The sequence below is a fragment of the Solidesulfovibrio sp. genome, from assembly GCF_029978005.1.
Lineage (GTDB): Bacteria > Desulfobacterota > Desulfovibrionia > Desulfovibrionales > Desulfovibrionaceae > Solidesulfovibrio.
This window is the reverse complement of sequence record NZ_JARKOZ010000213.1, coordinates 44,130-70,944: the sequence shown is the minus strand read 5'-3', so window position 1 is coordinate 70,944 and position 26,815 is coordinate 44,130. Positions and strand designations below refer to the sequence as shown.

General features: G+C 67.0%; 29 protein-coding genes and 1 tRNA gene. 15 read left to right on the top strand and 15 right to left on the bottom strand.

Annotation, left to right across the window (positions count from 1 at the left end; genetic code table 11):
• Positions 1-143: 143 nt before the first annotated feature.
• From Q1K70_RS21585 to Q1K70_RS21570, 4 genes are all read right to left on the bottom strand, one after another.
• Complete coding sequence (locus Q1K70_RS21585) at positions 144-926, bottom strand: methyltransferase domain-containing protein (protein ID WP_300164651.1); 783 nt, start codon at positions 924-926, stop codon at positions 144-146.
• Positions 927-1,135: 209 nt separating this feature from the next.
• Positions 1,136-1,702 carry a macro domain-containing protein gene (locus Q1K70_RS21580; protein ID WP_300164648.1) on the bottom strand — a complete coding sequence of 189 codons (567 nt, stop codon included), beginning with the start codon at positions 1,700-1,702 and terminating at the stop codon, positions 1,136-1,138.
• 35 nt (positions 1,703-1,737) lie between these two features.
• Entirely contained in the window at positions 1,738-2,931 is a 1,194-nt protein-coding gene (locus Q1K70_RS21575) for a pitrilysin family protein (RefSeq protein WP_300164646.1), read from the bottom strand.
• 72 nt (positions 2,932-3,003) lie between these two features.
• On the bottom strand, positions 3,004-4,026 hold the full coding sequence (locus Q1K70_RS21570; protein ID WP_300164654.1) for a sigma 54-interacting transcriptional regulator: 1,023 nt from the start codon (positions 4,024-4,026) through the stop codon (positions 3,004-3,006).
• 167 nt (positions 4,027-4,193) lie between these two features.
• On the opposite strand from Q1K70_RS21570, the gene Q1K70_RS21565 reads away from it, so the two are divergent.
• The 5 genes from Q1K70_RS21565 (at position 4,194) to pspC (ending at position 6,330) form a co-directional block, all read left to right on the top strand.
• On the top strand, positions 4,194-4,877 hold the full coding sequence (locus Q1K70_RS21565; RefSeq protein WP_300164643.1) for a PspA/IM30 family protein: 684 nt from the start codon (positions 4,194-4,196) through the stop codon (positions 4,875-4,877).
• 162 nt (positions 4,878-5,039) lie between these two features.
• A complete protein-coding gene (locus Q1K70_RS21560) occupies positions 5,040-5,279 on the top strand; it encodes a hypothetical protein (RefSeq protein WP_300164640.1) in 240 nt (79 codons plus the stop codon).
• Complete coding sequence (locus Q1K70_RS21555) at positions 5,276-5,668, top strand: PspC domain-containing protein (RefSeq protein WP_300164637.1); 393 nt, start codon at positions 5,276-5,278, stop codon at positions 5,666-5,668. Before Q1K70_RS21560 ends, Q1K70_RS21555 begins: the two co-directional genes overlap by 4 nt.
• Positions 5,669-5,689: 21 nt before the next feature.
• On the top strand, positions 5,690-5,947 hold the full coding sequence (locus Q1K70_RS21550; RefSeq protein WP_300164635.1) for a hypothetical protein: 258 nt from the start codon (positions 5,690-5,692) through the stop codon (positions 5,945-5,947).
• Entirely contained in the window at positions 5,944-6,330 is a 387-nt protein-coding gene (pspC, locus tag Q1K70_RS21545; protein ID WP_300164633.1) for an envelope stress response membrane protein PspC, read from the top strand. The genes Q1K70_RS21550 and pspC overlap by 4 nt, the downstream gene beginning before the upstream one ends.
• A 57-nt stretch (positions 6,331-6,387) precedes the next feature.
• Here the strand turns inward: pspC and Q1K70_RS21540 are convergent, their stop codons facing one another.
• The gene (locus Q1K70_RS21540) at positions 6,388-7,044 is read right to left on the bottom strand and encodes a flavodoxin family protein (RefSeq protein ID WP_300164630.1); all 657 of its coding nucleotides are present in this window, start codon (positions 7,042-7,044) and stop codon (positions 6,388-6,390) included.
• 165 nt (positions 7,045-7,209) lie between these two features.
• On the bottom strand, positions 7,210-7,746 hold the full coding sequence (gene pyrR, locus Q1K70_RS21535; RefSeq protein ID WP_300164627.1) for a bifunctional pyr operon transcriptional regulator/uracil phosphoribosyltransferase PyrR: 537 nt from the start codon (positions 7,744-7,746) through the stop codon (positions 7,210-7,212).
• Positions 7,747-7,885: 139 nt separating this feature from the next.
• On the opposite strand from pyrR, the gene Q1K70_RS21530 reads away from it, so the two are divergent.
• The 5 genes from Q1K70_RS21530 to Q1K70_RS21510 all read left to right on the top strand — a co-directional run bounded on the left by Q1K70_RS21530 (position 7,886) and on the right by Q1K70_RS21510 (position 11,629).
• On the top strand, positions 7,886-8,206 hold the full coding sequence (locus tag Q1K70_RS21530) for an IscA/HesB family protein (RefSeq protein ID WP_300164625.1): 321 nt from the start codon (positions 7,886-7,888) through the stop codon (positions 8,204-8,206).
• 118 nt (positions 8,207-8,324) lie between these two features.
• On the top strand, positions 8,325-8,657 hold the full coding sequence (locus Q1K70_RS21525) for an IscA/HesB family protein (protein ID WP_300164622.1): 333 nt from the start codon (positions 8,325-8,327) through the stop codon (positions 8,655-8,657).
• Positions 8,658-8,751: 94 nt separating this feature from the next.
• Positions 8,752-9,084, top strand: coding sequence for a hypothetical protein (locus Q1K70_RS21520; RefSeq protein WP_300164620.1), 333 nt, complete (start codon positions 8,752-8,754; stop codon positions 9,082-9,084).
• 429 nt (positions 9,085-9,513) lie between these two features.
• On the top strand, positions 9,514-9,900 hold the full coding sequence (locus Q1K70_RS21515; protein ID WP_300164617.1) for a response regulator: 387 nt from the start codon (positions 9,514-9,516) through the stop codon (positions 9,898-9,900).
• A gap of 37 nt (positions 9,901-9,937) precedes the next feature.
• A complete protein-coding gene (locus Q1K70_RS21510; RefSeq protein WP_300164614.1) occupies positions 9,938-11,629 on the top strand; it encodes an HD domain-containing phosphohydrolase in 1,692 nt (563 codons plus the stop codon).
• A gap of 94 nt (positions 11,630-11,723) precedes the next feature.
• On the opposite strand, the gene fabZ is transcribed toward Q1K70_RS21510, so the two are convergent.
• From fabZ to lysS, 6 genes are all read right to left on the bottom strand, one after another.
• Positions 11,724-12,197 carry a 3-hydroxyacyl-ACP dehydratase FabZ gene (fabZ, locus tag Q1K70_RS21505; RefSeq protein ID WP_300164611.1) on the bottom strand — a complete coding sequence of 158 codons (474 nt, stop codon included), beginning with the start codon at positions 12,195-12,197 and terminating at the stop codon, positions 11,724-11,726.
• A gap of 130 nt (positions 12,198-12,327) precedes the next feature.
• On the bottom strand, positions 12,328-12,834 hold the full coding sequence (locus tag Q1K70_RS21500; protein ID WP_300164608.1) for an OmpH family outer membrane protein: 507 nt from the start codon (positions 12,832-12,834) through the stop codon (positions 12,328-12,330).
• Positions 12,835-12,996: 162 nt separating this feature from the next.
• A complete protein-coding gene (gene bamA / locus Q1K70_RS21495; protein WP_300164605.1) occupies positions 12,997-15,609 on the bottom strand; it encodes an outer membrane protein assembly factor BamA in 2,613 nt (870 codons plus the stop codon).
• A 7-nt stretch (positions 15,610-15,616) separates the two neighbouring features.
• Positions 15,617-16,315 (bottom strand): ABC transporter ATP-binding protein, encoded by a 699-nt coding sequence (locus Q1K70_RS21490; protein WP_300164601.1) that lies wholly within the window; start codon positions 16,313-16,315, stop codon positions 15,617-15,619.
• Positions 16,308-17,537, bottom strand: a complete 1,230-nt coding sequence (locus Q1K70_RS21485; RefSeq protein WP_300164598.1) for a lipoprotein-releasing ABC transporter permease subunit — start codon at positions 17,535-17,537, stop codon at positions 16,308-16,310. The genes Q1K70_RS21490 and Q1K70_RS21485 overlap by 8 nt, the downstream gene beginning before the upstream one ends.
• Entirely contained in the window at positions 17,534-19,123 is a 1,590-nt protein-coding gene (gene lysS, locus Q1K70_RS21480; protein ID WP_300164595.1) for a lysine--tRNA ligase, read from the bottom strand. Before lysS ends, Q1K70_RS21485 begins: the two co-directional genes overlap by 4 nt.
• A 184-nt stretch (positions 19,124-19,307) precedes the next feature.
• On the opposite strand from lysS, the gene Q1K70_RS21475 reads away from it, so the two are divergent.
• A tRNA-Asn gene (locus Q1K70_RS21475) sits at positions 19,308-19,383 on the top strand.
• A 128-nt stretch (positions 19,384-19,511) separates the two neighbouring features.
• On the opposite strand, the gene Q1K70_RS21470 is transcribed toward Q1K70_RS21475, so the two are convergent.
• A complete protein-coding gene (locus Q1K70_RS21470) occupies positions 19,512-20,690 on the bottom strand; it encodes a BMP family ABC transporter substrate-binding protein (RefSeq protein ID WP_300164592.1) in 1,179 nt (392 codons plus the stop codon).
• A 75-nt stretch (positions 20,691-20,765) separates the two neighbouring features.
• Positions 20,766-21,848: a heparan-alpha-glucosaminide N-acetyltransferase domain-containing protein gene (locus Q1K70_RS21465; RefSeq protein WP_300164589.1), complete on the bottom strand. Its 1,083-nt coding sequence runs from the start codon at positions 21,846-21,848 to the stop codon at positions 20,766-20,768.
• 342 nt (positions 21,849-22,190) lie between these two features.
• Here Q1K70_RS21465 and Q1K70_RS21460 point away from each other — a divergent pair, with 342 nt between their 5' ends.
• Both Q1K70_RS21460 and Q1K70_RS21455 read left to right on the top strand, forming a co-directional pair.
• A complete protein-coding gene (locus Q1K70_RS21460) occupies positions 22,191-22,982 on the top strand; it encodes a class I SAM-dependent methyltransferase (protein WP_300164586.1) in 792 nt (263 codons plus the stop codon).
• 371 nt (positions 22,983-23,353) lie between these two features.
• Positions 23,354-23,599 carry a hypothetical protein gene (locus tag Q1K70_RS21455; protein ID WP_300164583.1) on the top strand — a complete coding sequence of 82 codons (246 nt, stop codon included), beginning with the start codon at positions 23,354-23,356 and terminating at the stop codon, positions 23,597-23,599.
• Positions 23,600-23,684: 85 nt separating this feature from the next.
• Here the strand turns inward: Q1K70_RS21455 and Q1K70_RS21450 are convergent, their stop codons facing one another.
• Positions 23,685-24,974, bottom strand: a complete 1,290-nt coding sequence (locus Q1K70_RS21450) for an Nramp family divalent metal transporter (protein WP_300164580.1) — start codon at positions 24,972-24,974, stop codon at positions 23,685-23,687.
• Between the two features lie 155 nt (positions 24,975-25,129).
• Here Q1K70_RS21450 and Q1K70_RS21445 point away from each other — a divergent pair, with 155 nt between their 5' ends.
• Positions 25,130-25,588: a MarR family transcriptional regulator gene (locus tag Q1K70_RS21445; RefSeq protein WP_300164577.1), complete on the top strand. Its 459-nt coding sequence runs from the start codon at positions 25,130-25,132 to the stop codon at positions 25,586-25,588.
• 9 nt (positions 25,589-25,597) lie between these two features.
• Positions 25,598-26,806, top strand: a complete 1,209-nt coding sequence (locus Q1K70_RS21440) for an HlyD family secretion protein (RefSeq protein WP_300164574.1) — start codon at positions 25,598-25,600, stop codon at positions 26,804-26,806.
• The last annotated feature ends 9 nt before the right edge of the window (positions 26,807-26,815 follow it).

The window sequence follows — 26,815 nt, the reverse complement described above, 5'->3', positions numbered from 1 at the left end:
GCTCCATCGGGGGGTGGAACCCCCTTTTTGAAAAAAGGGGGTTCCTCCCCCCGAGCCCCCCTCCTCCCCCAAAAACTTTCAAAGGGGGAAAGGGGTAAACGATTGCCGGAGCTGAGTTCGAGCGAATTCGCCCCGGGATCGGCCTAGGCGGCTTTGGCCGTGGCCGTGAAAAAGAACCTGGGAAACCGGAAGATGATCCGGCCGTCTCGCTGTTTCGGGTAGCGCGCCACGACCTGGGCAAGCACGTCCGCCTCGAAGGCGGCCCGGTCGGACGACGAAAGGGCGCTCAGGTACGGCCGCAGCCCCGTGCCCCGGTACCACTCCATGATGGCGGCATGGGAATCCAGCACATGGTAGTAGGTGGTCTGCCAGAGGGTGAAGTCCGCCGCCGCCTCGGCGAGCAGGTCGAAATACTGGCCGGGCTGCATGTTGTAAAAAATGCGCGGCTGGGCGAACGCGCCTTTCCACTTCTCCCCGGCGACCAGTTCGCCGATGATCTGGTGGATGGGCTCCTCGTAGTTCATGGGCGTCTGCACGGCCAGCACGCCGCCGGGCCGCAAGAGCGCGAGCATCTCGCGCAGGAGCTTCGGATGGTCGGGAATCCACTGGATGCAGGCGTTGGAGAAAACCACGTCGAAGCAGGCCGATCCCAGGCTGGCGAGATCCTTGCCCGCGTCGCACAGCGAGAAGGCGCACTCGGGCAGGTCGTTTTTCGCCGTCTCGATCATCTCCGGCGAGCTGTCGATGCCGTGCACCCGCGCCCCGGGGAATCGCCGGGCCAGCACCCGGCTGCTGTTGCCCGGCCCGCAGCCCACGTCCAGCACGTCGCGCGGGGCATCCAGGGCGATCCGCGCCGCCAGGTCCACGGACGGCTGCGTCCGCTCCGCCTCGAACTTCAAATACTGACCGCTGTCCCACTTCGCCATGCTCGTAAAACTCCTCTTCCTCTCGCCCCGCAGGGGCGACGGCCCTGCGAGTGCGGAATTTCCCCGTCGAGCCCGGCCGCGCCAGCGGCGGCATCGACGGGGAAATTCCGCACTCGCCGACAGACAACCGCCCGCCGACAACGCCCCCACTCGGCCACGCCAGGGAGGGGTCCGGGGGGCATCATGCCCCCCGGCCGCCGGAGGCGCCTTTAACGCACAATCCCCGTAAATAAGTCGTCCGCCGCGGAACGCCAGAGGCCGAAGGCATGTTTTCCGTGCAGGTACAGGCGGATCTCGCGCAGCTGGCCGCCCGCGAGGGCCTCGGCCATGACGCCGAGCGCGATGGGCGCGGCCAGTTCCACGGGGTAGCCGTAGACGCCGGTGGACACGGCCGGAAAAGAGATCGTGGCGAGCCCGTTTTCCACGGCCCGGGCGATGGACTGGGCGTAGGCCGAGCGGAGCTTTTCCGGTTCGCCTTCGCTGCCGCCGCGCCAGATGGGGCCGACGGTGTGGATGATGTGGCGGGCGGGCAGGTCGAAGCCCGGGGTGACGACCGCCCCGCCGGCCGGCAGCCGGCCGATGGCGGCGATGATCTCGCGGCAGGCCCCGGGGAGTTTCGGCCCGGCGGCGCGGTGGATGGCCCCGTCCACGCCGCCGCCGCCGGCCAGGGCGGAATTGGCGGCGTTGACGATGGCGTCGGCGTCGTCCCTGGTGATGTCGCCTTCGAGAAGTTTCAGAACGCCCGGGGGGATGGAGTACACGACGGAATCGGACATGGCGCTTGCCTCCGGAGCTTTCGCCGCGACCGAAACTAGGGGATCGCGGCCGTTGGTCCCAGGATGCACAGGCCGGTGTTGGCCTCGGTGAAGGCCCGGCCGGCGATGTCGGCCAGGTCGCCCAGGGAGACATTGTCCAGGGCGGCGGCGGTTTCTTCAAGGGGAATGTGGCGGCCGAAGAGCAGAATGTTGCGGGCCAGGCGCATCATGCGGTTTTCCGTGGATTCCGCGCCGAGGTAGAGCAGGCCCTTCAAGTGCTCGCGGGTGTGGTCGAGTTCCTCGGCCGTGACCGCGCCGCCGGCCACGGCGGCCAACTCGCCGCGCACCACGGCAAGCAGCTCGCCCGTGCGCTCGGGCTCCACGGCGGCCTGGATCTCGAAGATGCCGGCGTCGGCCAGCCCGTTGACGCTGGCGTAGATGGAATAGGCCAGGCCGCGCTTCTCGCGCACTTCCTGGAAGAGCCGCGAGGACATGTTGCCGCCGAGAAGCGTGGCCAACAGCGTGTGGGCGAAGCGCTCCGGGCTTTTGTTGCCCACCGACGGGTAGGCCAGGATGACGTGATTCTGTTCGCTTTCCCGACGAACGGCCAATTTCGGCGGGGTGAAGGCCCCGGCCGGGCGCACGGCCGGCCCCGAGGCGGCGGGCAGGCGTCCGAAGGTCTTCTCGGCCATGGCGACCACTTCCTCGTGGGAAACGGCCCCGGTGGCCACCACGGCGATGGCGTCCGGCCGGTAGTGCTCGCGCCGCCAGGCCTGCATGGTTTTCGGCGTCGCCGCCGTGACCGAGCCCGGCGTGCCGGTGATGGGGTGGGCGATGGCCGGCTCGGCCCAGGCCGCGGCCCAGAAGTCCTCGTGGACCTTGTCCTCGGGCGTCTCCTCCACCATGGAAATTTCCTGAAGGATGACGGCCTGTTCCCTGGCGAGCTCCTCGCGGTCCAGCACGGGGTTGAGCGCGATGTCGGCCAGCGCCTCGAAGGCGCGACGGAAATGGGCGTCCATGACCCGGATGTGGAAGCAGGTGGCCTCGCGCGAGGTGAAGGCGTTGGAGAGCCCGCCCAGGATGTCGAGCTCCTTGGCGATGGCCAGGGCGTCGCGGCTGGTCGTGCCCTTGAAGGCCATGTGCTCCCAGAGGTGGGCCATGCCCTCCTGGCCCTTGGCCTCGTGGCGCGAACCGGCTTCGATCCACACGCCAAGGCTCGCGGTCTTGGCCTGGGGCATGGCTTCGGTCACCACCCGCGCGCCGTTCGGCAAGCGGGTGACACGGCAGCGGACGTCGTCGGATGTTTGCGGCATGGGCAGGGGCTACGGGGCTTTGGGGCCGGCGTCAAGGGCGGCGGCATGCTTGCGGTACTGGCCCCGGAACTGGTGGTAGGTCAGCCCCAGCATGGCCGCCGCCCGGCGCTGGTTCCCGCCGGCCGCAGCCAGCGCCCGGCGCAGGAGGGAGATTTCCAGGGAGGTGGTGGAGGCGGAGAAGGACGGGAGAGAAGAAGGGGAAGATGCCTCCGGCGGCCAGGAGGGGATGACCCCCTCCTGGACCTCCCCGGCGGGGGGAAGGTGGGGGGAAGCGAAGGGGTCGAGGACGACGTCGGTGATGTGGGACGTGGGAGCGTCGAAGACGGCGCGCTCCACGGTGTTTTTCAGTTCCCGGATGTTGCCCGGCCAGGAGTGGGCTTGGAGGGCCTGCATGGCGGAAGGGGAAAAGGACGGCGGATCGGGCCGGCCGAGTTCGGCGGCGAAACGGGCGGCGAAGCGCTCGGCCAGGTAGGCCACGTCGCCGTGGCGGACGCGAAGGGGCGGCACGTGGAGCACGGCGAAGGCCAAACGGTCCAGGAGGTCCGGGAGCAGCCGGCCCCGCGCCACGAGCTCCCGCGGGTCGACGTTGGTCGCGGCCACCACCCGGGCGTCCACGCTCACGGATTCCGACGCGCCCAGGCGCTCGACCGTGCCGTATTCCACGGCCCGCAGGAGTTTTTCCTGCACCGGCCTGGGCGTGGCCTGCAGTTCGTCGAGGAAAAGCGTGCCCCCGGAAGCGGCCTCGAACCGGCCGAGGCGACGCTTGACCGCGCCGGTGAACGCCCCGGCCTCGTGGCCGAAAAGCTCGGCCTCGACCAGCGAACGCGGCAGCGAAGCCAGGCTCACGGCGACAAATGGCCCCTCCCAGCGCGGGGAGTGGAAATGCAGGCGCGCGGCGGCCAGCTCCTTGCCCGTGCCGCGCTCGCCCACGAGCACCACGGGCCGGTCGGCCCGGGCCACGGCGGCCACGCGTTCCATGAAGGCCAGAAAGGCGTCGGACTGTCCCAGGGCTTCGTGCAGGGCGGCGGTCATGGCGTATTTCACCTCATCCGTGGCGAATAAAGCCACACCCTGGCGCAAACCACAACATCTTCCTTCCCGTCCTTGCGTAACCACCTGGCATCACAAGACGCCGTTTCTGGCACGCTCCCTGCTTTCTCCGGCCAGACGCGCCGCCAGACGCGCACCGGAGGTATGTCATGGGTATTTTCAGCCGCTTCAGGGACATCATCCATTCCAACATCAACGCCATGCTCGACAAGGCCGAGGACCCGGAAAAGCTCATCCGGCTCATGATCCAGGAAATGGAGGAAACCCTCGTCGAGCTCAAGGCCGACTGCGCCCGGACCATGGCCCAGGCCGCCAAGTCCGGCCGGGAGCTGGCCGCCGTGCGCGACCGCGCCGCCCGCTGGGGAGACAAGGCCGAACTCGCCCTGGACAAGGGCCGCGAGGACCTGGCCCGCGAGGCGCTGCTGGAAAAGCGCGGCCTGGAAGCGCGCGCCGACGTCCTGGCCGGCGAACAGGCCGCCATCGAGGGCATGGTCGCCGCCTACCGCGAGGACATGGCGAAGCTCGAGGAAAAGCTCGCCTCGGCCAAGGAACGCCAGCGCACCCTGCTCCACCGCCACATGCGCGCCACGGGCAAGAAGCGCGTGCGCGACGACCTCTCCCGCGTCGATTCCACCGAGGCATTGCTGCGCTTCGAGGAATTCGAAAGCCGCATCGAACGCCTGGAGGCCGAGGCCGAACTGGCCGGCCCGGCCGCCGTCCGCCGCCCGGCCGAGGGCGAATCCCTGGAGGCCCGCTTCGACCGCCTGGCCGCCGACGAGGACGTGGAACGCGAACTCGCCCGCATAAAGGCCCGGCGTGGGGGTGGGGAGTAAGAGAAGAGAGAAGATGCCTCCGGCGGCCGGGGGGGATAATCCCCCCCGGACCCCCTTGACGGGGGGAAAGGGGAAGGGGACACAGGATGGGAATCGCGAAAGGCGGCCCTGGGAAACGAAACGACATGACGCGCTTTCCCCTTTGTGGATCAAGGAGTTGACGTGTTTGCCCATCATCCGATGTTCATCGACGGCGTGCCGCTGCTTCTAAAGATCATGCTCGTGGTGGCGGCCGTGGCCGTCATCGCCGCCCTGCGCCGCCGCGACGACCGGGCCGGCCGCAGCGCCGACGCCGAGGCCCTGACCCTGCTTCGCGAAACGCGGCAGAGCCTCGACAGCCTGGGAGAACGCGTGCGCAACCTGGAAACGCTCCTTGAAGCCGACAAGCGAGGTCCGTCATGAGATGCTGCGGACGCTTCGGCGGCCGGCACGCCCGCCGCCAGGGATTCTACCGCGACAAGGGCGGCCTGCTCCTCGGCGTGTGCCGGGGCCTGGCCGGCCGGCTGGGGCTGCCGGTCTGGGTGGTGCGGGCCTTCGCCGTGCTGCTTTTTCTGGTCGCGGGCTGGGCCGTGGCGGCCGGCTACCTGGTCCTGGGCCTGGTCATGCGGCCCGGGCCCGAACCCGGCCGCGTGACGGTGGACGACGGCGAAACCCTGGCCGCCGCCGCCCGGGAGGTCCGGGAAAGGGCCAGGGACCTGGAAGCGCGCGTCGGCCGCATGGAATCCCACGTGACCTCGCGCGAATTCGACTTCGACCGGCGGCTTGCCGCCTCGGGCCGGCCGGGCCGCTGACGGCCGCCCAAAGGACAACGCATGATGGGATTTGTCACCGCGCTGGTCATGGCCGGGGCCACCGTCGTCGGATTGGTCATCCTGGGCGTCATCTTCCTGCTCGGCATTCGCCTGCTGCGCCCGGGCCCCAACCGGCCCCGGGGCGGCGACGAAGAGGAGGCGCGCCTGCTCCAGGAGATCCACCGCAGCCTCACGCGCCTGGAAGAGCGCGTCGAGACCCTGGAAACCCTGGTGCTCGACGGCAAGGGCGGCAGGCAGGCGGGGGAGGACGAGCGATGAAGCACTACAGCGAACTGCGCCTGCGCGAACTCTACCGTTCCCGCTCGGGCCTGCTGCTTGGCGTGTGCAAGGGGTTGGCCGACTTCCTGGACGTGCCGGTCTTCTGGATGCGGGTCTTCGTCCTGGTGCTCACGCCCTTCACCGGCGTGTGGCCCATGGTGGCGGCCTATCTCATCGCCGGCTTCATCATCAAGCCCGAGCCGGCCCTGACCCCGGACAACGACGAGGAACGGGCTTTTTACGACGACTACGTCGCCTCCCGGCAAAACGCGCTCACCCGGGTCAAGCGGCGCTTCGACCGCCTGGACAGGCGCATCCGCCGCCTGGAGGACCACGTCACCTCGCGCGAGTTCGACTTCGACCGCCGCCTGCGCAATCCGTGATTCCCGGCGTCCGCGCCCCCGTGCCGACGTGGGGGGTCGCGGACGCCGGAAGCGGCCTCAGGCCGCCGGCAGGGGCTCGACCAGGCGTTCGCCCAGGGCCAGGGCCTTGGCGCAGTCCTGCGGAAAGACTTCCTCGTGGCGCTTGCGCTTGGCCGCCGGGTCCCAGACCGTGGACAGGTACTTGCCGTAGTCGTCGAACTGCATGGTGTCCGTGGAGAGCAGAAGCTCGCAATCGCCGAAGGTGCGGGCCATGACCCCGCGCCCCCGCTCCATGAAGACGTCGTAGCCCCAGTCTTTGAGCGCCGTTTCCGGGATGTTCATGGTGTAAACCAGGGCGGTCCTGATTTTCCGCGTGAAAAGCGAGGCGTAGCCCGGGGTGTAGGTCAGGAAGGGGAAGCACAGGCGCTCGAAGAAGCTGCGCGTCTCGCCCGTTTCCGCTCCGAAGTAGACAGGTGTGCCGAGGACCAGCGCGTCGGCCGTGGCGGCGCGCTCGAGCACCGGGGCGAGAGGGTCCTTGACGGCGCAGCGGCCGTAGTTCTTGCCGCCGATGCGCTTGCACTCGAAGCAGCTGATGCAGCCCTTGAAATCCAGGTCGTAGAGATGGACGAGTTCCGTTTCCGCGCCCTTGCCGGCCGCCCCTTCCAGGACCTTGCCGAGCAGCGCGGCGGTGTTCCATTTCTTCCGGGGACTGCCGCTTATGGCCATGATGCGCATGGGAAACCTCCTTGCTGGAGCCTCCCCCATACGTCCATCGACCGCCCCCCACAATCAGGCACGAAAAGGAAACGCAGGCACCCTCCCGTGCCTCTCCCCCATCGGGGAGGGCCCGGGAGGGGATCATCCCCTCCCGGCCGCCGGAGGCCTCTTCCCTCTTTCCCCCTACCCCACCACGTGCACCCCGTCCTCGCCGTCGAGCTCGGACACGGCCACGTCCACGTGCTCGCCGGGCTCGGTGTGCACGCGCTTGCCGACGTAGTCGGCCTGGATGGGCAGTTCGCGGTGGCCGCGGCGGTCGATGAGCACGAGCAACTCCACCCGCTTGGGCCGGCCGTAGTCGAGCAGGGCTTCCAGGGCGGCCCGGATGGTGCGGCCGGAAAAGAGCACGTCGTCCACCAGCACCACGTTCTTTTCGTCCAGGGAGAAGGGAATGTGCGACGGCCCCACCTGCGGCTGCACCTCGCGGTTGGTCCAGTCGTCGCGGTAGAGGTTGATGTCGAGCTTGCCGAGGGGCAGGTCGCACCCCCCCCGGGCGTCGATGAGGGATTTGAGGCGCGTGGCCAGCTCCGCCCCGCGCCGCTGGATGCCGACCAGGGCCAGGCCGCAGCCGGGATCGTGGTGTTCGATGATCTCGAAAGCCAACCGGTCCAGGGTGCGGCGCACCTCGCCGGCAGTCATGATTTTTTTCTGTTTTGTCACGGCGACTTCCTCGGGGCTTTTCCCGCGAATACCGTAAACGCATCGCGCCTGCAACGACGGGGCGGCTGGCGACGTGTCATTTGACTTTCCTATCGGTCATGCTTAGTTGCATCGAACGAGTTTGTCCCAGGAGGATTCCATGGTTGAACTGACGCCGAGCGCGAAAACCCAGCTCGACGGGTATTTCGCCGAAAAAGAAAAAAGCCCCATCCGGATCTATCTCTCGTCCGGCGGCTGAGCTGGCCCCAGGCTGGCGCTGGCTCTGGATGAGCCGCGCGACACGGACGAGGTCCTCGATGTTTCCGGTTACACCTTTGTCGTGGAAAAAGAACTGCTTGAAAAGGCCTCTCCCATGACGGTCGACATGACCTACATGGGCTTCTCGGTCACTTCGAGCCTGGAACTGGGCGGCGGCGGTTGCGGGTCCTCCTGCTCCGGCGGTTCCTGTTCCACCGGCTGATCCCAGGCATCCGCATAGGGAATCACCGAAGATTTGCCATGGGATCATCGGGCCGACTTATTTGACAAGCAAATCTTCGGTGATTACCCCTTTGCCAACCCTTGCCTGGAGGATCACGATGGTTTCCATGACCGACACGGCCCGTGCCGAACTCGACAATTATTTCGCCGACAAAGAAAAAGCGCCCATCCGGGTGTACCTCAACAAGGGCGGCTGCTGCGGCCCTTCCCTGACCCTGGCCCTGGACGAAGCCCGCGAGAACGATGATGTTTTCGACGTAAGCGGCTACACCTTCGTCGTGGAAAAGGAACTGATGGCCCTGGCCAAGCCCATTACGGTGGACATGACCGACTACGGCTTTTCCGTGTCTTCGAACCTGCAACTCGGCGGCGGCTCCTGCGGCGGTGGTTCCTGCGGCGGTGGCTCCTGCGGCGGCGGTTCCTGTTCCTGAAGTCCCCTCTCCCCCGCCTTCCCGGGACCGGCTTTGGCCGGTCCCTTTTTTTTGGCCGATTGACAGCCCGGCGCGCCGACCGTAGGGAGACCCCATGGACCTTCGCCAAGACGAACTGCTGCGCCTGACGCCCACGGCCGCCGCCGCCCTGGCGGCGCATTTCGCCGGCGCGGCCCGGCCGAGCCTGCGCGTGTTCCTGTCTTTTTTAAGCGAGGCCGGCCCGCGCCTGGAACTGTCCGTGGCCGAGCCGCAGCCCGACGACGTCGCCTTTTCCTGCGACGGCTGGCGCATCCTGGTCAACAGGCGGCTTTTGGACCAGGCCGCGCCGCTGACCGTGGACTGCGACGGCCAGGGCATCGCCATCGCCTCCAGCCTCGATTTTTCCCAGGCCGGCGGCGACTGCGGCGGCGCTTGCGGCTCCCACTGAACTGGCCGGACATCTCCTCCCGCAAGGCTTGCTCCCAGGCCGGCGTTTCTTCGCCGTCCCCTTGCGCCCTGTTGCTGACCGACTTCGCATCCCGAAGACCTTCTCGCCGCTTGCCTCGGACCAGGACAGCGCCAGGCTTTCCCTTGTCGGCATTTCGTGACCGCAAGAAGATTTTTTTTCCGAGGACCCGCCTTTTGCATGTAAAAATATTTTTTGGTACTTTTTTGCATCGAGACCTTTTCAATCCGATATTTTACCTCTTCATTTAGTTGGTATTTTTTCAAATAGCTGCGACTTTTCTCCGGACGCGCCCGGATTTTATTGTCGGAACGGGCGGTTTTCCCTTGTCTTTTTTCCACGACGCCTTGCCAAGGGGCGCTCCTTTTCCTAGAATTGACTCCGGTTGGCGTTACCCCCAAGGAGACCCGCATGCCCGGAAAGATTCTCATCGTGGACGATGAGGTGCATATCCGCATGCTCCTGGAGCAGACGCTCGAGGAACTCGAGGAGGATCATGGCGTGTCGATCCTTTCCGCCCAGAACGGCGAAGAGGGGCTGACGCTCATTCGTTCCGAGAAGCCCGACGTCGTGTTCCTGGACATCATGATGCCCAAGCTCAACGGCTACGAGGTCTGCCAGCACGTCAAGGAAGATCCTTCCATCACCGGCATCGGCATCGTGCTCCTCACCGCCAAGGGGCAGGAAGTGGACCGCCGCCAAGGGCTCGACCTCGGGGCCAGCCGCTACATGACCAAGCCCTTCGATCCCGACGAAGTCCTGCGCGTGGCCAGGGAACTGCTGGGCATCGCCGACTGACGCCCCTGCGCCGACGCCCATGGTTCCGCTGCGCCGTTTGCTGAAGAAAAGGACCCTCGCCCCCCTGCTGGAACGCGCCGCGCGTTTCCTCGGCGCCGGCTGGCGCGTCTGCCTGCGGGAAACGGACACGTCGCCATGCGGCGCTTGGCGCAGCGAGGAACTGCGTCTGGACGGCGCGCTCATCGGCCATCTCGACTTTCTGGCTCCGCCCGAGCCGGAGGCTTTTCCCCCGCACGCGTCCGACGACCTCGCCGCCACGGCCCGGTTCACGGCCGACATGGTCGAACACGCCGTCGTGGCCGAGGCGGCCAAGCGCAGCCTGGCCGCCGAGGCCCTCGCCAAATACCGCGAAGTGTCGCTGCTGCACCGGGCCACCCTCGGGCTCAACGCCTCGTTGCGTCCCCGCGACGTGGCCCAGGCCCTGCTCGAGGAATGCCGCCGGGGCGAGCTGCCGGCCGAGGCCGGCATGGTCTTCCTGCGCCCACCCGGAGCCGAGGATTTCCTTCCTCTTGCCGCCGACGGCGGCGAGGCCGGCCGCAGCCTGGCCGCCACGGCCCGCTCCACGCTTTTCTGGGACGTGGCCCGCACGCAAAAGGGCGAGATCGTCAACGACCTGGACCGTGACCAGCGCTGGCGCGGCGAGGCCGGCGTGCGCGCCCTGCTGCTGCATCCGCTGTGCTCGGCCAGCCGCTGCGTCGGCATGCTGGCCCTTGGCGCGACGTCCGCCGTGCGCTTCGAAGCCAACCACCTGCAATACGTCGGCACCCTGGCCGCCGTGGCCGGCACGGCCCTCGGCAACGCCCTGCATTTCGAGGCCGTCCAGACCCTGATCAATTCCCTCATGCAGGCCCTGGCCACGGCCATCGACGCCCGCGATCCCTACACGGCCGGCCATTCCCAGCGGGTGGCCCGCCTGGGCGTGGCCCTGGCCAGGGTCGTGCACCGCGACGACCGCTTTTTCGGGGACGTGTCCTTTTCGAGCCACGACATCGAGGAACTGCTCTTCGCCGGCCTGCTCCACGACGTGGGCAAGATCGGCATCCGCGAGGAGGTTCTGACCAAATCCACCCGCCTCTCGACCGGCGTCATGGAGGTCATCGGCCAACGCCTGACCCTGGAGGCCTTGCTCACAGGCAGGAACATCGAGGGGGAATTCGAACGCCTGACGCGCATCAACGGCGGGGACGCGATCAGCGGCGAGGACGCGGCTTTCGTGGCGCGGCTCGCCACGCGCTGCGTGACCGCGGCAGACAAGCGGCTGCCGGTGCTTTCCGAGCGGGAGATCGCCTGCCTGCTCATCCCGCGCGGCAACCTGACCCCGGAGGAGCGCCGCGAGATCGAGCGCCATCCGGCCCAATCCCACCGGATCCTGCGCCACATCCCCTTTCCCGAGAACATGTCGCGCCTGCTCGACATCATCTCGCAGCACCACGAGCGCCTGGACGGCTCGGGCTACCCCGGCGGGCTCACCCAGGCGGAGATCCTCCTGCAAAGCCGCATCATCGCCATCGTGGACATCTACGACGCCATCACCATGGCCCGGCACTACAAGCCGGCCCTGCCCCGCGAAAAGGCCCTGGGCATCCTCTGGCAGGAAGCCGGGGCCGGTCGCATCGACGCCAGGATCGTGGAACTGCTCGAAGCCAACATCGACCAGGTGGAAGCGGACTGCCACCTCCTCGGCGACCGCCTGGACCTCCCGGCCTTCCTGGAGGCGCGGGACGCCTGACGGACTTTGCCCGGCCCGACAGCCGCCGCGACCGCCCCGCCTTCGTCAACCCGCCGGCACAGGCAGCCTTTCCCGGTCAGCCTCCGAAAAACGCTCAACCGAGGCCGGCGGCCTTCTTGTCCACCACGGCGGCGGACAGTTCGGCCTCGGCCACGAGAACGCCGTCCACGCTGGCCTCGGCCCGCATGCGGCAAAGGGTCATGCGGCGCTTGAGGTCGAAGCAGCGCAGGGTCACCTGGTCGCCCGGGACCACCGGACGACGAAATTTCGCTTTTTCCACGCCGGTGAACATGAAGATGCGGTCGCCCAAGGGGCCGTCGAGGCTTTTGGACACGAGCACGCCGCCGGCCTGGGCCAGCGCTTCCAGGATGAGCATGCCGGGCATCACCGGCGCGCCCGGGAAATGGCCCTGAAAAAACGGTTCGTTGATGGTCACGTTCTTGATGGCCGTGATCGACTCGCCCGGGACGAACTCCAGCACGCGGTCCACCAGCAGGAAGGGGTAGCGGTGGGGCAGCAGATCGAAAATTTCGGTGATGGCGACAGCGCCGCCAGGATTTGCCGTCATGGCGTTCTCCCCTTGATGTGGAAAAAGGGCCGAAGCGCCAACCGCTTCGGCCCGTGACAGGCAGGTCTGCGAGACGCCCTCCCGCGGCCGGTGCGCGGCGCGGCGAGGACGGGCGGAAGAAGGGCGAGCCCTACTTGCTCTTGTCGAACTGCGCCTGGACGGCGGCGGTGACGTCGAGGCTCGGATCGTAATACGGCACGCTGCGGGCTTCCAGGATGACGGTGAAGCCGTTTTTCGCGGCGTACTCGCTCACGACCTTCTGCAGGCGCGACAGCAGGGGCTGGAGCACGGTCTGCTGGGCCTGCTGCTCTTCCTGCTGCAGCTTGTTGCGGTCTTCGAGATACTTGCGGGCCTTGCCCTCGAAATCGGCCGCCTTGGACTTCATGGCGTCCTGGGACAGGGCCACGCTCTTTTTCTGCAGCTCGTCCTGCATCTTCTTGAGATCCTCGCCCTGGGCGGCGATGGACTTTTCCCGCGACTCGAACTTGCTCTTGAGGCCGGACAGGGCGGCCTTGCCGGCGCTGGAGTTGGACAGGGCGTCATCAAGGTTGATGATGCCGATCTTGCCCTGGGCAAACGCCGCCACCGGCATGACCAAAACGGCCAAAACGATTAAAACCCGCACCATAACGCCCATGACTCGACTCCTTGCTCATTCCGTGTTTCGGGGGGCTTTCGCCTCCCGGTTGTGTAGCTCCGTTACCAGCGACCGCGGCGCATCGTTGTTCCCGATGCGCCGCGGCCAGCCGTTCACACGCGCCCGGCCGCTGGGGCCCGGGCTCCGGTCCGATACGCGTTGCTAGAAGGTCTGCCCCATGGAGAAGCCGATCTGCGACGGCTGCAGCTTATGGGATTCGGCGTCGAGGCCGTAGCCGTACTCGACGCGGATCAGCCCCATCGGCGAGTACCAGCGCAGGCCGGCGCCGACGCTCTTGTAGAAGTCGAAGCAGACGTCGTCGTAATTGCGCCAGGAATTGCCGGCGTCGAAGAAGACGACGCCGAGCAGGCCCACGGACTTGCTGATGGGGAAGATGCCTTCGAAGTTGGTGAAGGCCTCGGCCTTGCCGCCGATGCGTTCGTGGGTCCAGGGGTCCTTGGGCGAGATCTTGTCCACCTCGTAGCCGCGCACGTTGTTGATGCCGCCGAGGTAGAACCGCTCGTAGACCGGGATGTCGCCGCCGGAGTTGGGGAAGAGCACGCCGGCCTGACCGCGCCAGTGGAAGACCATGTCGAGCGGCAGCGGATAGAAGAAGTTGGAGGTGAACATGGGCTTGACGAAGGCGTCGTCGCCGCCGACCACGCCGCCGGCGTATTCCATGGACAGGGTGTTCTTGGTGCCCTTGGTGGGCTTGGTGGCGCTGTCGATGGTGTCGCGGTCGATCTGGGCGAACACCGAGCTCGCCCAGTGCCAGCCGGCGGACTGCTGGATGACGCTCGAGGCGTTCCAGTTGGTGTGATAGATGTGGTAGTGGTCCAGGCGGTAATCCCAGGACAGCACCGTGTACTCGCCCAGGGGATAGGCGAAGCGCACCTTGCCGCCGGAGGTGCTCTTGCGGAAGTCGTCGTAGGCCTTGTAGATCTGGTAGACGTCCGCGCCGACGGCCAGGTTGGAGTCGTAGAGCCTGGGGTTGGTGAAGGACAGGATGCCCCGGCTGGACTTGCCGCTGAACATGCCCTGGAACTTGGCGTGGTAGCCCTTGCCGAAGAGGTTCTTCTCCTCGACCGAGCCACCGAAGAAGACGCTGTCCGAGGTGGAGTAGCCCGCACCCAGGCTGATGGAGCCGGTGTTCTTGTCCTTGACCTTGACCTTGATGTCCACTTCGCCGGGGTTGTCCGTGGGCACGGTCTCGACGTCGACCTTCTCGAAGTATTCGAGCTTGTCCAGACGTTCGTTGGACCGGCGCAGCTTGGAGCCGGAGAACAGGTCGCCGTCGGCCAGCTTGACCTCGCGGCGCACGACGTTGTCGCGGGTCTTCTCGTTGCCTTCGATGGACACCCGGCGCACGTAGACCTTGCGGCCCTTGTTGACGACGTAGGTCAGGTCGATGACCTTGGTGTCGGGGTGCTTTTGCATGTCCACGTCGGCCTCGGCGAAGGCGTAGCCGTCGTCGGCGTAGAGCTCGGCCAGGGAGTTGAGGTCGTCGCGCACCACGGAGCGGTTGAAATAGCTGCCCTTGGCCGCCAGGTCGTCGAGCTTGACGCGCTCGAGGAGCTTGGGCTCGTCGTAGAGCAGGTCGCCGGAGAAGGCCACGGAGCCGATCTTGTAGCGCTCGCCTTCCTCCACCCGGAAGACCACGGTGATGCCGTCGTCGCCGTAGACGACGTCGGGCTGGCCGACCTTGGCGTCCACGAAGCCGCGGTTGGCGTAGTAGGCCTCGATGGCGGCGGCGTCGCGCTCGAGCATCTCTTCCTTGAGCACGCCGGAGCCGGTGATCCAGGACCAGAAGTGGCGGGTGGACGTGGCCAGCTCGGATTCGATGTCGCCGGCGGGAATCTGCTTGGCGCCCTCGATCTTGACTTCCTTGATGTAGAGCTTCTTGGGCTCCTTCACGATGATGTTGAGCCGGGCCACCCGGGGGTCGGTCTGTTCGAGCTCGTAGGTGACTTCGGTCTTGTAGTAGCCCTTCTTGCTGTAGAGTTCGCGGATCTTGCCGAGGTCGTCGGCCAGGACCTTGAGGTTCAGGACGCCGCCGGCCTTGGTGCTCATGGCCTCGAGAATGTCGTCCTTTTTCACGTCCCCGTTGCCGGTGACGCCGATGGCCTGGATGCGCGGCTTCTCCTTGACCACGAAGGTCAGGCGCTTGCCGCCGGGCACGTTGTCCAGGCGCACCTGGACATCGTCGAAATAGCCCATGTCGAAAAGTTTCTTGATGTCGTCGTTGACGGCCTTGGGATCGTATTCCTGGTTGACCTGGCTTCTGATCTTTAAGAGGACGACTTCCTTGTCGAGGATGGAGTTGCCCTCCACATCGACTTCGACGACGCGGCTCGAAGCCCCCGAGGCCGAAACGCGCGGGACGATCTTCTGGGCCAGCTCGGCCGCGGCGGCGTCCAGGGCCATGGCGCTCTTGGCCGAGGCGAAGACGGTCTCAGGCGTGCCGCCGGAGGTGCGGGCGATCCGGGCGTCGAGGCTCAGGCCCTCGCCCACCTTGGAGATGCTGCCGAACACGACGTAGTCGGCCCGGGCCCCGGCGGCCAGCTTGCGGGCGGCGGCCACGTCGGTGATCGCCTTGCCGCCCTCGGCCGAGGCGGACACGCCGCCGGCCTTGAGCTTGTCGGCCAGCATGTGGGGCAGGCTTCCCTGGACGGACTGCAAGGCGTCAGCCGCATTGACCTCAAAGGGCAGCACCAGCACCTTGCCGGACTGGGCCAGGGCCTGGCCCGCCAGCATGGCGAGGCAGGCGGCAAGCATAAGCCCCCTAAGAGCGTGACGTTTCATTGCGCGCATAGAGTTCTCCACCCTGCAGCTCCAGTCTCCGGCCCATGAGAGCGGCCAGGTTATGGTTGTGGGTGACCACAACCAAGGTCATGCCAAGCTCGGCATTGAGTCGGGCGAGCATGTCGCCCACCTTCGCGCCGGTGGCTTCGTCAAGATTGCCGGTGGGTTCGTCGGCCAGAAGCGCCGCAGGCCGCAACAAAACGGCCCGGGCTATGGCGGCCCTCTGTCTCTCTCCCCCGGAAAGCGTTGTTACCCTGTGTTCTACCCTTTCATCAAGCCCCACAAGCGACAAAGATTCCCTGGCCCGCGCAAAAGCCTCTCGACGGGGGATCCCGGCGATGAGCGCGGGCATGGCCACGTTTTCCAGGGTGGTGAATTCCGGCAGCAGGTGGTGGAACTGAAAGACGAAGCCGATGTCGCGGTTGCGCACCCGGGCCGCCTCGACCGGGGCCAGGGAGGCCAGGTCCCGCCCCTTGAAGCGGATTTCCCCGGCCGTGGGCCGGTCGAGAGCCCCAAGCAGGTGCAGGAGCGAGGATTTCCCCGAGCCCGAGGCCCCGAGGATGGCCATGGAATCCCCGGCCGGGATGTCGAAATCGAGGCCCCGCAGCACCACGACTTCCTCCGCCGGCCCCTGGTGGACCTTGCGCAGCCCCCGCAGGGCGTAGAGCGGCTCAGTCATGACGCAGCGCCTCCGTGGGCTGCAGTCGCGCCGCCTGCCGGGCCGGGTACAACGTGGCCAAGAAACACAGGGCCAGGGCCGTCACGCCGATGACCACCATGTCCGGCCAATCCAGGCGCACGGGCAGGTGGTCCATGGGGTAGACGTCGCCGGGAATCTTGATGAACTGGTATTTTTCCAGGGCCAGGGCCACGCCCAGGCCCAGCACGTAGCCGAGCGCCGTGCCCACCAGGCCGATGATGGCCCCCTGGAGCATGAAGATGTCGCGGATGTTTTTCGCCGTCGCGCCCATGGACATGAGGATGGCGATGTCGCGGGTCTTTTCCATGACCAGCATGACCAGTGTGGTGATGATGGAAAAGGAGCCCACCAGCACGATCATGACCAGGATGACGAACATGGCCGTCTTTTCCAGACGCAGGGCCTTGAACAGGTTGCCGTTCATGTCGATCCAGGTGCGCACGTAGACCGGCGGCCCGCCCAGCGCCTGGCGCACCTTGGCGGCCAGGGCGTCCACGGCGTCCACGTCCGCGACCTTGAGCTCGATGCCCGTGGCGATGTCGCGCTTGAATCCCAGCAGGTCCTGGGCGGCCGGGATGGAGACGTAGGCCAGGGTGGAGTCGTATTCGTACATGCCGGTCCGAAAGAACCCGCGCACGGCGAAGGTCTTGACCTTGGGCGAGAACCCGGCGGCGCTCTCCTTGCCGGCCGGCGACATCAGATTCAGCGAGTCGCCGAGCGACAGCCCCAGGCGGTCGGCCAGCTCCCGGCCGACGATGATGCCCGGGAAAAGGCCCGGCGCGGCCAGGTCGTCCAGGCTGCCGGCGGTCATCTCGCCGGGCAGGGCCAGCACCTTGCCGGCCGTGGCCGGATCGACGCCGCGCAGCACCACGCCCTTGACCCCGCGGGGACTCGACAGCATGACCTCGGTGTAGACGAAGGGCGTGGCCCCGAGCACGCCGGGCACGGCCTCGGCCTTTTCCATGTCGGCCCGGTAGTCGTGCAGCGCCCCGCCGGCCACGGCCGCCACCATGTGAGCGTTGATGCCGAGGATCTTGTCGCGCAGTTCGGAGGAAAAGCCGTGCATCACCCCGACCACGACGATGAGCGAGGCCACGCCGAGTCCCACCCCGAGCACGGAGATGAGCGAGATGACCGAGATGAAGGCCTGCTTCTGGCGGGCCAGGAGGTAGCGTTTGGCGATGAAGTATTGGAAACTCATGAACCGGGCGAGCCCTCGGGCCGCAGCAGGGGAAACAGGATCACCTCGCGGATGGAGGCCTGGTCGGTCAGCAGCATGACGAGCCTGTCGATGCCGATGCCCTCCCCCGCCGCCGGCGGCATGCCGTACTCCAGGGCCCGGACGTAGTCGTCGTCCATCTGATGGGCCTCGTCGTCGCCGGCTTCCTTCTCGCGGACCTGCTCCTCGAAGCGCAGGCGCTGGTCCACGGGGTCGTTGAGTTCGGAAAAGGCGTTGGCCATCTCCCGCCCGACGATGAAGAGCTCGAAGCGGTCGGTGATGGTCGCGTCCTCGGTGTTCTTGCGCGACAGCGGCGAGATCTCCGTGGGATAATGGTAGATGAAGTGCGGCTGAATCAGCTTTGGCTCGACGAAGATGTCGAAGAGCTTGGCCTGGACCTTGCCGAGCTTTTCGCCCTTGAGCACCTTCTCGCCGCTTTTCTCCACCAGCGCCTTGGCCGCGTCGAAATCATTATATACGGCCGGCGAGATGCCGCCGATGGTCTCCAGGGAGTCGTGGAAGCGCACCCGGGCCCAGCCCTCGCCGAGCCGGATCTCCTGGCCCTGGTAGCTGACCGTGTCCGAGCCGGTCACGGTGCGGGCGAGGTGGGCGAAGAGGCGCTCGGTCAGGTCCATGAGGTCGGTGTACCGGGCGAAGGCCCAGTAGAACTCGCACATGGTGAATTCGGGGTTGTGCCGGGTGGAGACGCCTTCGTTCCTGAATTGGCGCCCCACCTCGTAGACCTTCTCGAAGCCGCCCACAAGCAGGCGCTTCAAGTAGAGCTCCGGAGCGATGCGCATGTACAGGTCCATGTCGAGCGCATTGTGGTGGGTGACGAAGGGCTTGGCCGTGGCCCCGCCGGGGATGGCCTGCATCATGGGGGTCTCGACCTCCATGAAGCCGGCCTCGTCCAGGAAGGCCCGCAGTTCGCGCACGATGGCCGTGCGCGCCTTAAATATCTCCACGGCGCGGGGCGTGACGATCAGATCCACGTAGCGCTGGCGGTAGCGCGTCTCCACGTCTTTCAGGCCATGGTACTTCTCGGGCAGGGGCCGCATGGACTTGGTCAGGAGCTTGACCGAGACGGCATGGAGGGTGAGTTCGCCGGTCTTGGTGCGAAAAAGCCGGCCCGTGACGCCGACGATGTCGCCGATGTCGTATTTCTTGAAGGTGGCGTAGGCCTCCTGGCCGAGGGTCTCGCGCTCGGCGAAGACCTGCAGCCGGCCCGAGGCGTCCTGTATGGTGAAAAACGTCACCTTGCCGAAGGAGCGCAGGGACACGATGCGTCCGGCCAGGCAGAAGGCGGTCTCCACCTTGGCCAGGGCCTCCTCGTCCAGGGGCTCGTGGGCGGCGGCCACGACGCCGATGTCGTCGGCCTTGACGAAGTCGTTGGGGTAAAGGGGCACGCCCTCGTCAAGGAGCTGAACGGCCTTGGCGATGCGGTTCTTGAAGACTTCATTGAGTTCGTCCCGGGCGTCGAGGCTTTCGAGCAGGGGGCGGAAGTCTTCCACCCGCTTGGACTTGACCGGGAGCTTGTATTCTTTTTTGCGTGGCGCGTCGGTGCCCACGGGGATTCTCCGTTTCTTGGGGCGTGTTGGCTCGTCATAGCGGGCAAGCGCATTTGGGTACGAGAAATGCGGCACGCCGTCAAGAATTGCCCGCGCCCGCCCCGGGGTCGCAAAATCCCCCGGACCGGAAAAACCCCTTGACGGACCGGCCGCCCCGGTATAGATGGCTTCCTCGCTTCGATGTTCCCCGGTAGCTCAATTGGCAGAGCGGGTGGCTGTTAACCACTAGGTTGGCGGTTCGAGTCCGTCCCGGGGAGCCAGGAAATTCAGGGCGTCGGCCGCAAGGCCGACGCCCTTTTTCTTTGCCGGCCTCGCCTTCGCCTTTTTCCGCGAAGATCGCGGACTGCCCTTGCCGCAAGCCCCCTTGGGCGAAGCCGGCTTCGCCGCCCTACTTGGCCGCGCTGTTCCCCTCCATGCCGCGCAGGAGCTGCGGGCAAAACCACTGCTCCCTGTCCGTGGCCGTGCGGCCGGCCGGCACGAAGACCGTGCCGTCCTGGTAGAAAAGCGGCCCGGCGTAGAGGTCGGCCGCGCCCGAGCCCAGGTCGGCCGTGAAACGGTCCAAGGCTTTCCTGTTCTCTGCCGACAGGCCCTCCCCGGCCTCGAAGCCGACCGGGCTCTTGTCCGGGTCGTTCAGGGCCGCGAACTCCGGGGAAAGCCAGACAAAGGACGGTTTCCAGGTCCCGGCCGCCACTTCCCTGGCCATGTCCAGAAACGGCGGGCCCCAGTTGAAGTAGGGGACGCCGAGGCAGGCCTGCGGGGCCAGCCGGCAGGCCGGCCGGTACACGTAGGGCAGGGCGTGGACGTCGGCCCCGGCCTTCCGGCGGGCGGCGGCCACGATGAGCGCCTCCGGGGCGTCCAGGCCGGAGATCACCACGTCGAAGCCCTGGTCGAAAAACGCCCCGGCCATCTGGTTTGGGTCGGCCGTCACCCCGGGGATGTTGAACCAGAAGCCGATCCAGCCGACCTTGAACACCAGGTCCTCGGGCTTTTGGCCGCGCACCTTCTCCCAGGCGTAGCGCGCGCCGAGAAAGGCGGCGTTGGCCACCCGGCGGGTCTCGGCGTTGACCAGCGGCCCCAGGTAGCCGATCTTGCCGGTCTTGGTGGTCATGGCCGCGGCGAAGCCGGCCATCATCTTGGCGTACTCGATCTTGGCGAAGAGGTTCCCCAGGTTCTTCGGGGCCTTGCCCGTCAGCACGTCCTCGCCCAAGACGTGCACGAAGGCGATCTCCGGATGCTGGGCCGCGGCCTCCAGAATGCCGTCGCGCATGTCGTCGGAGCCGGCCAGGATGAGCCTGGCCCCCTTGGCCGCCATGTCGTCCACGGCCTGGGAGATGGTCATGCCCGGCCGGTCGGCCGGATTGACCTTGTCGAGGTAGAGCATCCTCGCACCCGGCAGATGGGCCTCGGCGTACTTGCCGCCCTCGTACTGGGCCTGGCTGTAGCCCTTGTCGTTGTACGGCCCGACAAGCAGCAGCCCGAAGACCAGCGGCTTTTCGGCGGCAAGGGCGGCCAGGGGAAGGCACAGGCACAGGAAGGCGACGGCCAGGAGGCGACGGATGCGGCGCATGGGAATCTCCTTGGGCTTGCGGAAACGTCCAAGGACTGTAGGACAAGCGGCCCCGAAGCACCACAAGGACGACGGTCAGGCCCTGATGGCGATGCCTCGCTTGGCCAGGGCCCAGGCCACGAGCCAGGCGAGCGCCAGAAAAAGCACGCCCCAGGCCACGGAGGCGAGAAACGGATCGGGCCAGCCGCCGAAAAGCGCCTGGAAGAGTCGTTGCTGGGCGCTCACCCGCGCGCCGGAAGGGCCGGGAAACGTCGCCAGGCGCAGGATCGAGGCCCCAAGGGAGGCCGCGACGTAGACGGTCAAGGCGTTTTGCCCCAGCGCCCGCAGGGGCGCGGACCAGAGGCGCGGTCCGGCGTCGTCCAGCAGCCCGTGGGCCACGGCCAGAAGCGCCAGGCCGATGCCGCCGGTAAAAAGCACGAAGGAGCTCGTGCACAGGGACTTGTTGAGGGGAAAGACCATGCCCCAGGCCAGGCCCAGCCCGATCATGGCCAGGCCCAGGGCGGCCCCGGCAGCGGGCCCCAGGCCGCCGGCGCGCAGCCGCCGCCCGACCAGGACGCCGATCAGGCCCAGGGCGGCGGCCGGCAGGGTGGAAAGCAGGCCTTCGGGATCCCAGGCCGTGCCGGCCTTCCAGATGTGCCGACCGAGCACGAGTTGGTCGAGCCAACTTTCGAGGTTGACCGCCTTGTCCAGGCTCGGCCGCCCGAGGCCGGGCACCGGGACCAGGGCAAGCAGGAGCCAGTAGCCGAGGAGCGTCGCCACAACGGTCAAGGCCAGTCCCCGGTCCGTGCGCAGGCGCACGTGCAGCCAGACCGCCACGAGGTAGACCACGGCGATGCGCTGGAGCACGCCGGGCAGGCGCAGCTCGGCCAGGCTCAGGTGCAGCCAGGCGTTTTCCGCCAGCCCCAGCAGGAAAAGGACGCAGGCCCGGCGCAGGACGCGCGGCCAGAACCCCGGGGCCAGGCCGTCGCGAATCCTGTACCCGTCCACGGCCAGGGCCACGCTGACGCCGACGAGAAAAAGGAACAGCGGAAACACGAGATCCGCCAGAGTGCAGCCGTCCCAGGCGGCATGGCGCAGCATCGCGTAAACGTGGTCGCGGTCCCCCGGATTGTTGGCCAGGATCATGCCGGCCACGGCCAGTCCGCGCAGGCAGTCCACCGAGGGCAATCGCCTTCCCGTTGGCGGCGTCGCGCGCAGTCCTCCCCGCATCATCGCCCTCCCCGTTCGACGGACCAAGTCCAACACGGTCCGCGCCCCGACGGCAAGTTGCCACAAGTTTCATTTCCCTCGCGCAAAAGCCCAGGCAGCGCAAGTCCGTCACCCGACCCATACCGAAATCCTTGAAGCACAAGCAGTCGTGCGAGACCTACCAAAGGCTGCGCAACACCCCCGTCGCGCAGTGACGACCACCCGTGCGGCCGCCCTCTCCCGGGCATGACTTTGAGGCCGCTTCCTGCTAGGCACGCCCGGTGCGAAACCAACTTCCGGCAACGAGGCGTCATGGACAGCTGGTTTGAAAGCCACTTCCGCCACGCCGCCCGCATCGTCCACGGCTTCCTGGCCGAACGCATGCCGCTCCACGGCGCGCGCCTGCTCGATTTCGGCTGCGGCGACGGCATCACCGGCCTGGGGCTGACGCAACTTGGCGTCGGCGCGGTGGTGGGCGTGGACATCAACCCCTCCTTCCGGCACCTGCCGGGCCTGGCCGCGGACAACTGCGGCCTGGAGGTGCTGCCCGAAAACCTGTCCTTCGTGCGCGTGGGCGCGGATTGCGCCCTGCCTTTCGCCGACGCCAGCTTCGACGCGGCCTATTCCTGGTCGGTGTTCGAACACCTGCGGGACGTGCCCGCCGCCCTGGCCGCCATCCGGCGGGTGCTCAAACCGGGGGGACATTGCCTGATCCAGATCGACCCGCTCTATTATTCGCCCTTCGGCTCCCACCTGCAGCGGCTGGTGCCCACGCCCTGGGGCCATCTGCTGGAAAGCGCAGCCGCGTTCGTGGAAAGAGCCCGGGCCGCCGACGACGGGGCCGGGGACGTGGACAAGGGCGACCTGCTCTATGCCAGAAACGATTTCGACGGCTACAAAAAGCACCTCGTCGAACAATTCCTGGACCTCAACCGCCTGACGGCGCGCCAGTTGCTCTACCATGCCCAGGCCTCGGGCCTGGCCGTGCTGGCCGCCCTGCCGGTGCGGGTGCCGGGCGAGTTCGTCCCGCCGCCGCAGCTGGCCTGCACCTATCCTGCCGACGATCTGCTGACGAGCACCATTTACCTGGTGCTGCGCAATTGATTGGCAGTCCCTGGAATACGGGCAAAATTTTCCCGATGCGCGCCGCAAGAATCCGGGAATGGTCTGGCCGAACCCAGGCAAACGCGCCGCACGCGAGACACGATACAGACCAGGGTGTCGCTTGGCCGCCGCAACATTTCCGTGCATTACATTTGATTCACATCCCGAAAATTGCACGCTGCGCAAACGCCCCATGACTCGCCTCCTCGATCTTACCCTACAGCATTCAGGCGGACCCCATGACCGTCCTTCCTCTTCGCAAAGTCGCCCCGGCGCGCGAACGCGATCTTTTCTTTTCGCGCCGCCCTTGCTTGCACTCCCCCCGAGACCGTTATATGCACCTGAAAAAGTTCCGTTCGAGGAGGGAACCCATGAAAAAGTGCATCGTTTTGGCTGCCGCGCTCGCCATCGCCCTGTCCGCCGCCCCGGCCTTCGCCAAAGGCAAGAAGGCCGCCGCCAAGAAGGCCCCCAAGGCCACCTGGGAATGCAACGTCGGCGGCAAGACCTCCATGGTCGCCACCGTCAACGAATGCATGAAGATGGGCGGCATGGTCGCCAACTACCCCGGCCCGGACAAGGCCGCCCCGGTCAAGGCCAAGAAGGGCAAAAAGAAGTAGCTTTCGGTTTGCATGAGGGGAGAACGCCGTCGCCCGGACCTGTCCGGACGACGGCGTTTTTTCGTTGCGCGGGCCGCAGCCGGCCTCAGCCGCCCAGGGTCTCGACAAGCAGCATGACGTTGAGCGTGATCACCACCAGCGCCACCACGGCCAGCACGCCCGTGGTGAAGGGCCGGTTGACGTAGGGGCCCATGACCGTCCGGCGCGAGGTCAGCCCGATCTGGAGCAGGATGGTGATGGGCAGCTGAATGGAAAGCGCGATCTGGGACCAGATGAGCCCCTTGAGGGGATCGCCGACGAAGAGGATGGCCACGGCCGCGCCCACCAGGGTGATGACCACGCCCAGGCGCGAATGGCTGTCGCGGATGTCGTAGGGCTCGCCGAACATGCCGGCGAAGATGCTGCCCCCGGCCATGCCCGCCGTCACGGACGAGGCCACGCCGGCGAGCAGCAGGCTCACGGCGAACACCAGCCCCGCCGCCGGCCCCACCAGCGGCGTGAGCAGCTCCTTGGCCTGATCCAGTTCCGAAACGGACGTGCCGTTGACAAAAAAGGCGGCCGCCGCCAGCAGAATCATGGCGCTGTTGATGCAAAAACCCACCAGCATGGAAAAAAGCGTGTCCAGGTACTCGTACTTGAGCTGGCGGCGGATCATCTCCGGCTTGTCCAGGTTCCACTGCCGGCTCTGGATGACCTCGGAATGCAGGAAGAGGTTGTGGGGCATGACCACCGCCCCGAGCACGCTCATGACCACGGGCAGCGCCCCGTCGGGCAGGCGCGGCGTCACCCAGCCGGCCACGGCCTGGCCCCAGTCCACATGCACCAGGGACAGCTCGAAGATGAACGACAGGCCGATGAGCGACACGAAGCCGATGATGTATTTTTCGAGCTTTCGGTAGGAATTGGAAAAAAGCATCCACAGCACCAAGGCCAGGACAAGAAACGTCCCCACGGGAAGCGGCAGGCCGAAGAGCATGCGCAAGGCGATGGCCCCGCCGAGCAGCTCGGCCAGGGCCGTGGACACCGCCGCCGCCACCGCCGTGGAAAGCGCCGCGGCCGAGACCGGGCGCGGCAAGTGCTTCACCGCCGCCTCGGACAGGCACAGCCCGGTGGCGATGCCGAGGTGGGCCGCGTTGTGCTGCAGCACGATGAGCATCACCGTGGACAGCGTGACCATCCACAGCAACTTGTAGCCGAAGTCCGAGCCGGCGGCCACGTTGGAGGCCCAGTTGCCCGGATCGATGAAGCCCACCGTGACGAGCAGCCCCGGGCCCACGTACTTGAAGATCTCCAGGGCCGTCAGCCGGGGCCTGGCATGGTCCCGGAACCGGACCATGTCGCCCACGGCCCGGGCCAGTCGCGTAAACGGTTCCATCGAGCGCCCCCTCCGACTCTTGTCCGCTACCTTGACAGAAGCGCCCTGGCCCGGCAACCCGTCGCGCGCTCCGCGCCCAGGGCATGGCGGGGACCAGCTTGACAGGGAAAGTTGTCATACTTATTTTCCGCGCGACAACCATTCCGGAAACCGACATGGAAGACCCTTTTTTCTTCGACATGGACAACGCCGTGGGCTATGCCGTCGGGCACGCCGCCGCCCGGCTCAAGATCGGGCTGCGGCGGACGTTTCTGGCCGCCGGCCACGACGTCACCCCGGAGCAGTGGGTGGTCCTCTACCGGCTCTACGAGACCCAGGGCCTGACCCAGGCCGAGCTCGGCGACCGCTCGGTCAAGGACAAGACCACCATCACCCGCATCCTGGACCGGTTGGAGGCCAAAGGCCTGGCCGCGCGACGCCGCGACGCAAAGGACCGCCGCAGCCAGCGCATCTTTCTGACCGAGGCGGGCACAAGCCTGGTCGAGTGTCTCGTGCCCCTGGTGCGGGCCTACGCAGCCGAAGCCTTCGCCGACGTGCCCCCCGAGGACAGCGACGCCCTGCGCCGCATCCTCGGCAACATCGAATCGCGCCTGGACGCCATGCTCGAACCCTAAGGACCCCGCATGAAGCCGATTTTCCGCAGCAAGCACAAGCCCGAGGGCCCGCCCTCCAAGCGCAAGCGCCTGGCCCTGGCCGCCGCTGCCGTGGCGGTCCTGGCCGGCTTCGGCTACTACCTCTATACCCGGGGTCTGATCTCCACGGACGACGCCTTCGTGGACGGCCGGGTCCATCCCATCACCCCGCGCGTGGCCGGCTACGTCAACGAGGTGCCGGTGACCGACAACCAGCTGGTGGCCCCGGGCGACGTGCTCGTGGCGCTGGACCCCACGGACTACGCCGTGGCCCTGGCCCAGGCCAGGGCCGACCTGGCCGCGGCCGAAGCCCAGCTGGCCGCCCAGGACCTGGGCGTGCCCCTGCAGCTCTCCCAGACCACCTCGCGGGTGGATTCGGCCAAGGCCCAGCTGGAAAGCCAGCAACGGGGCCTCGAACAGGCCGTCAAGGAGCGCGACGCCGCCGATCAGCTGACGGCCCAGATCCAGGCCCAACTCGACCAGGACAAGCTCGATTACGCCCGCATCAGCCAGCTGCGCCACAAGGACGTGGTGGCCCAGTCCGACCTCGACAACATCGAGAACAAGCGCCGGGGCCACGAGGCCGAGCTGCGCGCCGCCCAGGCCAAGGCCGCGGCCGCGGCCCGGGGCGTCGAATCCATCATGGCCGACATCAAGCGCCTGCGGTCCCAGATCGACCTGGCCAGGACCGGCGAGGACCAGGCCGTCATCCAGACCAAGGAGGTGGCGGCGCAGCGGGCCAAGGTCGAGCTGGCCAGGGAAAAGGTCCGCCAGGCCGAGCTCAACCTGGACTACACCCGCATCGTCGCCCCGGTGGCCGGCCACGTGACGAAGAAGCAGATCGAGTCCGGCCGGCTGGTGGCCGCCGGCCAGGCGCTCATGACCGTGGTGCCCCTGGACGCCGACGAGTTGTGGGTCACGGCCAACTACAAGGAAACCCAACTCAAAAACGTCCACCCCGGCCAGCGCGTGACCATGGAGGTGGACACCTACCCGGGCCGCGAGATCGCAGGCAAGGTCGATTCCATCATGGCCGGTACGGGCGCGGTCTTCTCGCTTTTCCCCACGGAAAACGCCACGGGCAACTACGTCAAGATCGTGCAGCGCATCCCGGTCAAGATCGTCTTCGACAAGGAGAACGGCGAGCGGCCCAAGCTGCGCCTGGGCATGAGCGTGGAGCCGACGATCCACGCCGACTAGTGTCGCGTC